Here is a 9,891-nt window from a genome sequence, read left to right on the forward strand (position 1 = left end):
TGCTCGTGCCCCCAGCGTACCGGGGCGAACTGACCCCCAGGAGTTCCCCAGACAACCGGTGTACACCTTTGTGGCTATACAATAAACATTCTTTTTGGTATGGTTTCCGGCATGGGGAATGCGAGCGACTATGAGTGGGTGGGTGTCGGCGTTGCGCTGCTGGCCGGAATGATCGTGCTCGGGCTTTCGCTCGTGGCCATGGTTCAGATCGGGCGCGCCGCTCATCTGTGCCCGACCGTGCGCACGAATTGGGTGTTGGCCGTTCTGCTGGCTCCCCTGTTCGGAGCGACGGCCTGGTTCGCCGTCGGAAACCGGCTGCGGCTGGACTAGATCGAGGTCTTGCGGCCCAAAATCGTGCGAGCGCGCGCGACATCATCGCGCATCTGCACGATCAGCGGATCAATACCCGAGTAGGCGACCATGCCGCGAATCCGTTCCACGAAAGACACGTCGACGACGTGGTCGTACAGGTCGAGATTGACCTCGTCGAGCACGTAGGCTTCGACCTGCTTCTGTGCGACGCCGTCGAAGGTGGGGTTGTTGCCCACCGAAATAGCGGCGGGAAAGCGAGCACCGGCATCCGTCAGCCAACCGGCGTACACGCCGTCAGCGGGAATCAAGCCCTCAGAATCGGCTGACAGGTTGGCCGTGGGAAAGCCCAGCTCGCGACCGCGAGCAGCGCCGTGCACGACCAAGCCGCGCACGGTCGGCACGTGCCCGAGCAAACGGCCGGCCGCGGCCACAGCGCCGGTGCTGAGCAACTCGCGAATCCAGGTCGACGACACCCTCCGGGTACCATCGGGCATCACATCCTCGATCATGCGCACCTCATAGCCGAACTCGACGCCGAGATCACGCAGCAGTGCCACATCACCGGCACCTTTCGCCCCGAAGCGAAAGTCGCGACCGACCAGCACGAAGCGGGCGCGCAGGGCGGTGACCAGGATGCGTTCGATGAACTGCCGTGGCGGCAGGCTCGACAGGGCGTGGTTGAATTCGAGCAGCAGGGTCGCGTCAACACCGGTCTCGGCGATCAGCTTGAGCTTCTGATCGGCGCTGATCAGTGCGCTCGGGCAGGACTCAGGAGCCAGCAAGGCAAGCGGATGCCGGTCGAACGTGACCACGACGGCGGCGAGCTGCTCCCGCGCGGCAATGGCCTTGAGCTCGCTGAGAACGGCCCGGTGTCCGGCATGCACGCCGTCGAACTTGCCGATACTCACGGCCGAGGGCGGCCAGTCGCTGGGTACCGAGTCGACGCCGTGGAAGGTTTTCATGTCCGGCTCCCGGTTGGCGCGGGGGGATGGCGCGCGAGCCACCACATGCCGAGCAGCGGCAGCACGAGGGGAATGAACAGGTAGCCGCTGCCATAGACCGACCACACTGTGGCGTGCTGAAACAGGGCGGGATCGACGAGGCTCAGCGTTCCGACCAGGAGCACGCCGAGCAGTTCGAAGCCGATCGTGAACCAGGCGATTCGATACCAGAGGGCGGTGCGCCTGACCAGGGCGATCGTCGCGACGATATACACCACGGCGGCCAAAGCCGACAGCGAGTACGCGAGCGGGGCGTCGTCGAAAGCGCGCACGATCTGCACGAACGAACGCCCGGTGGCAGCGAGGGCCAGCACGCCGTAAACGGCGATGAGGAGTCGGCCGATGCCGCTCACCCGATTGGCGGGGCCGGTCTGTTCGGTCTGGGCTTCTGTCATCGCTCGGCATTCATTTGGTTCGCTAATTATTGCAGCATCCGCAGCGAACCCCGAACCGCGTCAGCTCCCCTGCACGTTCCAGATCTGATTCATGCGGTAAAGCATGACCGCGACCGACAGACAGGTCACGCCGAGGATGACCGTGCTCCAACGGCTGCGTTCGACGAGCGCCCAAAAACCGGCAACAACCGGCAGCAGTATGGCGCTGACCAGGTAGGTGTAGAACTCGAGCAGACTGCCGGTGGCCGTGTTGCCGGCCAGCGGCGCCGCGATCGCGGCCGCGAGCTGCACGATCAGCAGGAGTTCGACGAGCGCGGTCGCGCCCATGGTGAGGTCGGTGGGTTTGCGTCCGACCAGACCGAGTACAACACAGAGCAGGCCGCCCGGCACGGCGATGGCCAGTTGCAGCCAGGTGAACCATTCGATCATGACGCGGGTGTCGATTCGCTCTGGTGCGGTTGATCGGGAAGGTCTGGCGGAAAATTCAGCAGCGACTTGGCCTGATCGCCGCGATACTCGACCAGTCCGACCAGCCGGCCATCGGGGGCGATAGCGGCGACCGGTCCGGTGCGGGTCGCATCGGGTTCGACCGTGATTCGTTTGCCGTGGCCTAGGTCGGTCGCCTGCTCGGCGGAGAGGTCGAGGCGCGCCAGCAGCCGGGTGGCGGCATCCGCTGGCGAAATGAGCGCGGCGACGACGTCGACCTGTTCCAGCGTCGCAGCGTCGTCGATGCTGAAGGGGCCGATGCGCGTGCGGCGGAGGGCGGTGAGGTGGCCGCCGACGCCGAGCGCGGCGCCGAGGTCACGGGCCAGGGCGCGAATGTAGGTGCCGGAGCCACATTCGACGCGCACCTCGAGGTCGAGAAAACCGTCCCGCGGGGTGCTCGAGAGCAGTGCGAATTCGCTCACGGTCACCGGACGGGACAGCAACTGCACGTCTTCACCGGCCCGCACCCTGGCGTAGGCACGTTTGCCGTCCACTTTGATGGCGCTGACCGCACTGGGTTGCTGGCTGATGTCACCGGTGAGGTCTGCCATGCCCGCCGCGACGGCTGCGGGAGTGATGGCGGCGACCGCCTCTGCGGTGGCGCGGGTCAGGCTGTCACCCTCCGCGTCATCCGTTGAGGTGGCTTGGCCGAGGCGGATGGTCGCGAGGTATTCCTTGCCCTGGCCGACCACGTAGGTCAGCAGCCGGGTCGAGCTGTTGATGCCGAGCACGAGCAGTCCCGTCGCCATGGGGTCGAGGGTACCGGCATGGCCAACCTTGCGGGTTCCGGCCAGGCGCCGGGTTCGGGCGACAGCGTCATGGCTGGTCCAGCCCTGCGCCTTGTCGATGAGTAGAAGGCCGCTGGTCACTTCCTGAGGGTATCAGCGTGCGAGTGCCGTCGAGGCGCGAATCGGGCCGGGCGCCTGGGCCCGTAATATGTGAGCCGTGAGAATCGCGGTGATCGGAGCCGGTGCCCTGGGCAGCACCTTCGCCTGCCTGCTCGCGGCTCAGGGACACGACCTGGTGGTGACGATGCGCGCGGGCGCGCTTTCTGCTGTGCGCTCCGACGGCATCCAGTTGAGCGGTGGTTTCGGTGATCTTCTCGCGCACCCCCTCGCGGTCGACCGGTTGTCGAAACCGTGCGACCTGGCTTTGATCTGCACCAAAGCGCAGGATGCTGCGGCGGCGATCGCCGAGAACGCCGCCGTTCTCGATGGCACACCCGTGATCGTCGTGCAGAACGGTCTCGACGGGGTTACGACCGCCGAACGGTTGCTGCCGCGGTCCGAGTGTTTCGGGCTGATCACGATCATTGCCGCCCACTACGAGGGGCCGGGCCGGGTGCGGGTGACGACGGTGGCGCCGAGCTATCTCGGGCGCGGCGACGGCGAGGTCGACGCGCAGACCCAGCGCTGGCAGGCCGTGCTGGCCGCCGCCACCCCCACCGTGGCACTCGATAATTTCGTCGGCGCTCAGTGGACCAAACTCGTCGTCAACATGCTCAACGCCCTGCCGGCGATCACCGGGCTCAGCGTGCAGGCGGTGATCGGCGAGGCGGGACTGCGCCGGTTGGTAACCCGGAGCATGCGGGAAACCGTGCGGGTCGCTCTGGCGACGGGCGTGCGGTTCGGGGCGCTGCAGGGCCTCTCCCACAGGCGACTGCATCTATTTGCGCTCGCGCCGGTCTGGGCCGGCCAGCTGCTGCCACGCTCGATGCGAGCGCGCATGGGAACGGTGCCGAACCAGGGTTCAACCCTGCAGAGCCTTGCGCGCGGCCAACGCACCGAGATCGATTTTCTCAACGGGGCGGTGGTACGCGCAGCAAACGCGGCCGGATTGGCTGCGCCGATGAACACGCTGCTGACCGAACTTGTGCACGAGGTCGAGCAACGCGGGCGGTTTCTGGCCCCGGCCGAGGTTCTGGCCCGGTTTCGGTAGGCGTCAGCAGCGGTCAGTCAGCACGCGGCGCGGGGCCTCGGGGTTCGTCGTATCGACGACGGCCGAGGCGACGTCGCGCGGGTGCACCTCGGCGAGGTACTGCGTCTGGGACGCGCTCGCCGGTGCACCCTCGAGCAGCACGCTGTACAGCCAGAGCCCGTGCAGTTCGGGCCGATTGATGTAGTCGCCATCGAGAATGAGGATGGCATCGGCGGGGGCGGTCTGCCAGGTCGGTTGAATCCAGGCGTCCCGATCGGGGTCGAATTGTTCGGTGACGAACCCGGTGCTGCCGCCCATTCGGAAGGGTTCGACGAGCACCCGGCGCAGGGCCGAGTAGTCATAGCCGACCCGGTACATCCGTTCGGGGGTGTCGGGAGCGAGTCGCTGCTGCTCGGCGCGGGAGTGCTGGAAGTAGCGCAGGTTCGCCCGAAAAACGTGACGCTCGTCTTCGCGGAACACCGCGGCGAGATCGTCGGCGAAGGCGGCGCGAGCGTCGGCATCCGTTCCGCCGATGGCGATGACCGTGCGGCCACGACCGTAATTGTGCAGGATCTCGGCGGCGAGGACGCGCAGAAAATCGGTGCGGGGAGTGGAAACCAGCTTCATGAATCGAGCCTAGGTTAGAACGGATGAACGTCACACCCTCTGCGAAAATGATTAGTTCCGCTCTCAACTCCTGGTTCGTGGCGAACGCGCGCGACCTGCCGTGGCGCCGCGACGGCTTCGGGGCCTGGGGCATTTTGGTGAGCGAGTTCATGCTGCAGCAGACGCCGGTGAACCGGGTCATTCCCCGATTGGAGGAGTGGCTGACGCGCTGGCCGACACCGGCTTCCCTCGCCGCGGTGCCGCCGAGCGAGGCGGTACGGGCCTGGTCCAGCCTGGGGTATCCGAGGCGCGCACTGTGGTTGCACGCCGCAGCGGTGCAGATCACCCAGCTGCACGACGGTGTGGTGCCCTCCGATCTAAATGATCTGCTGGCTCTGACCGGCATTGGCGATTACACCGCGCGAGCGGTGGCCGCGTTCGCGTACGGCCATCGACATCCGGTCGTCGACACGAATACTCGGCGGGTGATCGCGCGCGCCATCGCCGGGGTCGGGGAACCCTCGCCGCCCAGCCGGGGCCGGGACCTCGACGCGATGGGGGCGCTGCTGCCGCAGAGCGCGCAGGAGGCCGCGCTGTTCAACGCCGCGATCATGGAGCTCGGCGCCGTCGTCTGCACCAGCCGCCGCCCGCACTGCGCGGTATGCCCGATTCGGGATGATTGTGCCTGGCGGGCCGCCGACTATCCCGAATACACCGGCACCCGCAAGACGGTGCAGAAGAAGTTCGCGGGAAGCGACCGGCAGGTGCGCGGCCTGATCATGGCCGAGCTGCGGTCAACCCATCGTTCGGTGACGGATGCCGAGATCGCCACCCTCTGGTCGGATGCGGCCCAGTTGCGGCGCGCACTAGCCAGCCTCGTAGCCGATGGACTCGCCATTCCGGCCGACGACGGATACACCCTGCCGACCTGAGCGAATCGTTTACGATGGATCGGTGACTTCTTTAGCTGCCGATGCCCAGTATTCAGCCCTGCTGCGCGACACCCTCGAGAATGGTGCCCGCAAGGCGGACCGCACCGGAACCGGAACCCGCAGCGTCTTCGGCCGCCAGCTGCGGTTCGACCTCGCCGACGGTTTTCCCCTCGTGACGACCAAACGGGTGCACTTCGCGTCGATCGCCTACGAACTGCTCTGGTTTCTGCGCGGCGACTCCAACGTCACCTGGCTGCAGGAGCAGGGCGTACGCATCTGGAATGAGTGGGCCGACGAGAGCGGCGAGCTCGGCCCGGTCTACGGCGTGCAGTGGCGCTCCTGGCCCACCCCGGGCGGCGAGACCATCGACCAGATCAGCCAGGTGCTCGACACCCTCCGCACCGACCCGGATTCCCGCCGAATGATCGTCTCGGCCTGGAACGTGGCCGACCTGCCGAAAATGGCGCTCGCCCCATGCCACGCCCTGTTCCAGTTCTACGTCGCCGACGGCAAACTCTCCTGCCAGCTCTACCAGCGCAGCGCCGACTTGTTCCTGGGCGTGCCGTTCAACATTGCCAGCTACGCGCTGCTCACCCAGCTCGTCGCCGAGCAGGCCGGGCTTGAACTCGGCGAGTTCGTCTGGACCGGCGGCGACTGTCACATCTACGACAACCACGTCGAGCAGGTCACCGAGCAGCTCTCCCGCACGCCGTTCCCCTCCCCCACCCTGCGCATCAAGCCGGGTCGAGCGAGCCTGTTCGACTACGAGTACGACGACCTCATGCTGGAGAACTACCAGCATCACCCCGCCATCAAGGGCGCGGTCGCGGTATGACCCTCGGCCTGATCTGGGCGCAGACGGTCGGCGGGGTGATCGGAGCCGACGGGGTCATGCCCTGGCATCTGCCGGAGGACCTGACGCATTTTCGCGCGGTCACCCGGGGCGGAGCCGTCATCATGGGGCGACGGACCTGGGATTCGCTCCCGGAGCGTTTTCGCCCTCTCCCGGGCCGGCAGAACATCGTGATCACCCGGCAGCAGCGCTGGGCCGCGGAGGGGGCATCCGTCGCGCACAGTCTCAATGAGGCCCTCGCGCTGGCCGAGGGGCCGGTCTGGGTGATCGGCGGCGCCGAAATCTATCGGCTCGCGCTGCCGCACGCCGACGTACTCGAGGTGACCGAGATCGACGCCTCGATCGCCGGCGACACCGTCGCGCCCGCGCTCGACGCGGCCTGGGCCAGGGTCGCCACCGACCCGGCAAGCGGATGGCTGCGCTCGAGCACCGCGCTCCCCTACCGTTTCACCCGCTACGAGCGCACCACCGAACCCGCCCCGGCCCCGTAATCCCCCGCCTTAAACCTTTCCGGGCCCGGGCCCGGAAAGCGGGAGCACGATAGATCATGGGCCCAGTTTCCGGGCCCGGGCCCGGTTGGTCGTGCTGGTGGTGCGAGTGCTGGTGGTGCTAGTGCTTCGGGGTGCTCGCGGCGTCGGGCTCGTCGTCGTCTGCAGACGCATCGTCATCAGAGTCGTCGTCGAGGTCGTAGTCGCGCGGCTTCTTGTACGGGTCGGCGTCGCCGGCGTACGTGGCGGTGCCCTTGCTGTCTTCGGTCGCGGTATCCCGATCGTGGGCTTCACGAAGCAGGTCGTCGATGAGCGCGGCGTTCTCGGGGATGCCGTCGGCGATGAATTCGATCGACGGGGTAAGCCGCGCCGTGATGTTCTTGCCGACCTCGCTGCGCATGAGGCCGGTGGCGGCCTTCAACGCCGCTGCGCTCTCGGTGCGCTCCTCGATTGAGCCGTACACGGTGTAGAACACCGAGGCGTGCTGCAGATCGCCCGTGACCTTCACATCGGTGATGGTCACAAAGCCGAGCCTCGGATCGCGAAGTCCCCGTTCCAGCCGCTTGGCGATGATGACCTTAATGCGGTCCGCCATCTTTCTGGCGCGTTCCGGATCTGCCATTTCGATACTCCCTGTTTGCCGGCGCCGAAGCGCCGGATCATTCTGTGTTTTGTCTCCGTATTACACGGATGCTGCCCACCCAACTGAGGGTCGGAGCGGAGTTTTCTGGCAAAGAGGAATCGGGGTAGGGGTCCCGCTCTTTCCTTTGACAGGAAATTCCGCGGAGACCCGACCCAATGCGGAAGTCGGGCTTCGTGAGAAGCCCGACCCCCCGAAACCAACGCTAGACGCGCGGCTTCTCCTTCATTTCGATGGTCTCGATCTCATCGCCAATTCGGATGTCGTTGAACTTGCCCAGTCCGATACCACACTCGAAGTCCGTGCGAACCTCGGTGACGTCGTCCTTGAAACGACGCAGCGACTCGATGCCCAGGTTGTCCCCCACCACGATGCCCTCGCGAATGACGCGAGCCTTGGCATTTCGGGTGATGGTACCGGACCGCACGATGACACCGGCGACGTTTCCGAACTTCGACGAGCTGAAGACCTCGCGAATTTCGGCGATACCGCTCTGGATCTCTTCGTACTCGGGCTTGAGCATTCCCTTGAGGGAATTCTCGATGTCCTCGAGGGCGGAGTAGATGACGGAGTAGAACCGCACGTCGACGCCTTCGCGGGCAGCACGCTCGCGGGCCTTCGTGTCGGGACGAACGTTGAACCCAATGATGATGGCGTTGTCGACGGTAGCGAGGTTCACGTCGCTCTCCGTGACCGCACCGACACCACGGTGGATGATCCGCAGCTGCACCGAATCGTCGACCTCGATCTTGAGCAGCGACTCTTCCAGGGCCTCAACGGCACCGGAGACGTCACCCTTGATGATGAGGTTGAGCGACTCGACCTTGCCCTCTTCGAGCGCACGGGTGAAGTCTTCGAGGCTGATGCGCTTGCGGGCCTTGGCCAGCAGGGCGTTGCGCTCGGCGGCTTCACGCTTCTCGGCGATCTGACGGGCGGTGCGGTCTTCCTCGATGACGAGGAAGGTGTCTCCGGCGCGGGGAACGCTCGACAGGCCCTGCACCTGAACCGCGCGAGACGGCGTGGCGGCGAGAACGGCAACACCGTTTTCGTCGGCCATCGCACGAACACGGCCGTAGGCCGTTCCGGCGACGATGGAGTCTCCCACGTGCAGCGTTCCGGACTGGATGAGCACGGTTGCCACAGCGCCGCGACCCTTGTCGAGGCGGGCCTCGATGGCGACACCGCGGGCGTCCTTGTTCGGGTTGGAGCGCATGTCGAGTCCGGCATCGGCGACCAGGAGTACGGCGTCAAGAATTTCCTTGATACCGGTCTTGTTCTTGGCCGACACGTCGACGAACATGACGTCTCCGCCGTACTCTTCGGCGACGAGACCGAATTCGGTGAGCTGCTGACGCACCTTCTGCGGGTTCGCGCCGGGCTTGTCGATCTTGTTCACCGCGACCACGATCGGCACGTTGGCCGCCTGGGCGTGGTTGAGCGCCTCAATCGTCTGCGGCATGATGCCGTCATCGGCAGCGACCACGAGGATGGCGATGTCGGTGACCTGCGCACCACGAGCACGCATGGCGGTGAACGCCTCGTGGCCCGGTGTGTCGATGAAGGTCAGCGCGCGGTCGATACCCTCGTGCTCGGTGATGATCTGGTAGGCGCCGATGTGCTGCGTGATGCCACCTGCTTCACCCTCGGCGACCTTGGCGTTACGGATCGCGTCAAGAAGCGCGGTCTTACCGTGGTCGACGTGGCCCATGACGGTGACGACGGGAGGACGAATCTCGAGGTCTTCATCGGTTTCGTCTTCGAGTTCCTGGTCGATGTCGATGTCGAACGCGAGCAGCAGCTCACGGTCTTCGTCATCGGGCGAGACCATCTGAATCTTGTAGCCGAGCTCGCTGCCGAGCACGTCGAACGTGGCCTCGTCGAGGGACTCCGTTGCCGTGGCCATTTCACCGAGGTGGAACAGTACGGTGACGAGGTTTCCGGGGCTCGCGTCAATCTTGTCGGCGAAGTCCGTGATGGATGCTCCGCGACGCAGGCGAACAACGGTGCCGCCGTCGCCGCGGGGTACTGATACGCCACCCAGCGACGGGGCCTCGCGCAGCTCGAACTCTGCTCTCTTCGTACGCTTCGACTTGCGCGCCTTGTTCTTGCCGCCACCGCGACCGAAGGCACCAGCGGTACCACCGCCAGGGCCGCGACCGCGACCGGCTCCACCGCCACCGCCGGCCGGGCGGGGCGGCCCGAAGCCGGGGGCTCCGGCCGGAGCGCCGGGACGAGTGAATCCGGGGCGTGCGCCGCCGGCT

General features: G+C 66.2%; 12 protein-coding genes. 5 read left to right on the top strand and 7 right to left on the bottom strand.

Going from position 1 to position 9,891, the window contains the following annotated elements:
- Positions 1-111 precede the first annotated feature (111 nt).
- On the top strand, positions 112-330 hold the full coding sequence (locus E3O25_RS00340; protein WP_134360190.1) for a hypothetical protein: 219 nt from the start codon (positions 112-114) through the stop codon (positions 328-330).
- On the opposite strand, the gene E3O25_RS00345 is transcribed toward E3O25_RS00340, so the two are convergent.
- From E3O25_RS00345 to truB, 4 genes are read right to left on the bottom strand one after another with little or no spacing between them, the layout of a single operon-like run.
- Positions 327-1,274: a bifunctional riboflavin kinase/FAD synthetase gene (locus E3O25_RS00345; protein ID WP_092109573.1), complete on the bottom strand. Its 948-nt coding sequence runs from the start codon at positions 1,272-1,274 to the stop codon at positions 327-329. The two genes, E3O25_RS00340 and E3O25_RS00345, sit on opposite strands and share 4 nt — an antisense overlap.
- A complete protein-coding gene (locus E3O25_RS00350; protein WP_134360191.1) occupies positions 1,271-1,708 on the bottom strand; it encodes a hypothetical protein in 438 nt (145 codons plus the stop codon). Before E3O25_RS00350 ends, E3O25_RS00345 begins: the two co-directional genes overlap by 4 nt.
- Positions 1,709-1,768: 60 nt before the next feature.
- Positions 1,769-2,137 (bottom strand): hypothetical protein, encoded by a 369-nt coding sequence (locus tag E3O25_RS00355; RefSeq protein WP_092109568.1) that lies wholly within the window; start codon positions 2,135-2,137, stop codon positions 1,769-1,771.
- A complete protein-coding gene (gene truB / locus E3O25_RS00360) occupies positions 2,134-3,063 on the bottom strand; it encodes a tRNA pseudouridine(55) synthase TruB (RefSeq protein ID WP_092109565.1) in 930 nt (309 codons plus the stop codon). The genes E3O25_RS00355 and truB overlap by 4 nt, the downstream gene beginning before the upstream one ends.
- Before the next feature lie 76 nt (positions 3,064-3,139).
- Between truB and E3O25_RS00365 the strand changes: the two genes are divergently transcribed.
- Positions 3,140-4,132 carry a ketopantoate reductase family protein gene (locus tag E3O25_RS00365; RefSeq protein WP_092109563.1) on the top strand — a complete coding sequence of 331 codons (993 nt, stop codon included), beginning with the start codon at positions 3,140-3,142 and terminating at the stop codon, positions 4,130-4,132.
- Positions 4,133-4,135: 3 nt separating this feature from the next.
- Here E3O25_RS00365 and E3O25_RS00370 read toward each other — a convergent pair whose 3' ends face one another.
- A complete protein-coding gene (locus E3O25_RS00370; RefSeq protein WP_092109560.1) occupies positions 4,136-4,738 on the bottom strand; it encodes a hypothetical protein in 603 nt (200 codons plus the stop codon).
- Between the two features lie 47 nt (positions 4,739-4,785).
- Between E3O25_RS00370 and E3O25_RS00375 the strand changes: the two genes are divergently transcribed.
- From E3O25_RS00375 to E3O25_RS00385, 3 genes are read left to right on the top strand one after another with little or no spacing between them, the layout of a single operon-like run.
- Positions 4,786-5,649 (top strand): A/G-specific adenine glycosylase, encoded by an 864-nt coding sequence (locus tag E3O25_RS00375; RefSeq protein ID WP_134360192.1) that lies wholly within the window; start codon positions 4,786-4,788, stop codon positions 5,647-5,649.
- A 22-nt stretch (positions 5,650-5,671) separates the two neighbouring features.
- Entirely contained in the window at positions 5,672-6,484 is an 813-nt protein-coding gene (locus tag E3O25_RS00380) for a thymidylate synthase (RefSeq protein ID WP_370448696.1), read from the top strand.
- Positions 6,481-6,993, top strand: a complete 513-nt coding sequence (locus E3O25_RS00385) for a dihydrofolate reductase (protein ID WP_092109555.1) — start codon at positions 6,481-6,483, stop codon at positions 6,991-6,993. Before E3O25_RS00380 ends, E3O25_RS00385 begins: the two co-directional genes overlap by 4 nt.
- A gap of 118 nt (positions 6,994-7,111) precedes the next feature.
- Here E3O25_RS00385 and rbfA read toward each other — a convergent pair whose 3' ends face one another.
- Together rbfA and infB are read right to left on the bottom strand one after the other, a co-directional pair.
- On the bottom strand, positions 7,112-7,612 hold the full coding sequence (gene rbfA, locus E3O25_RS00390) for a 30S ribosome-binding factor RbfA (protein WP_092109552.1): 501 nt from the start codon (positions 7,610-7,612) through the stop codon (positions 7,112-7,114).
- A gap of 223 nt (positions 7,613-7,835) precedes the next feature.
- Positions 7,836-9,891: translation initiation factor IF-2 (infB, locus tag E3O25_RS00395; protein ID WP_134360194.1), on the bottom strand; the 2,056-nt coding region annotated here is incomplete at its 5' end.

Origin of the sequence: Cryobacterium sp. TMT1-3, assembly GCF_004402315.1 — a bacterium.
Lineage (GTDB): Bacteria > Actinomycetota > Actinomycetes > Actinomycetales > Microbacteriaceae > Cryobacterium > Cryobacterium luteum.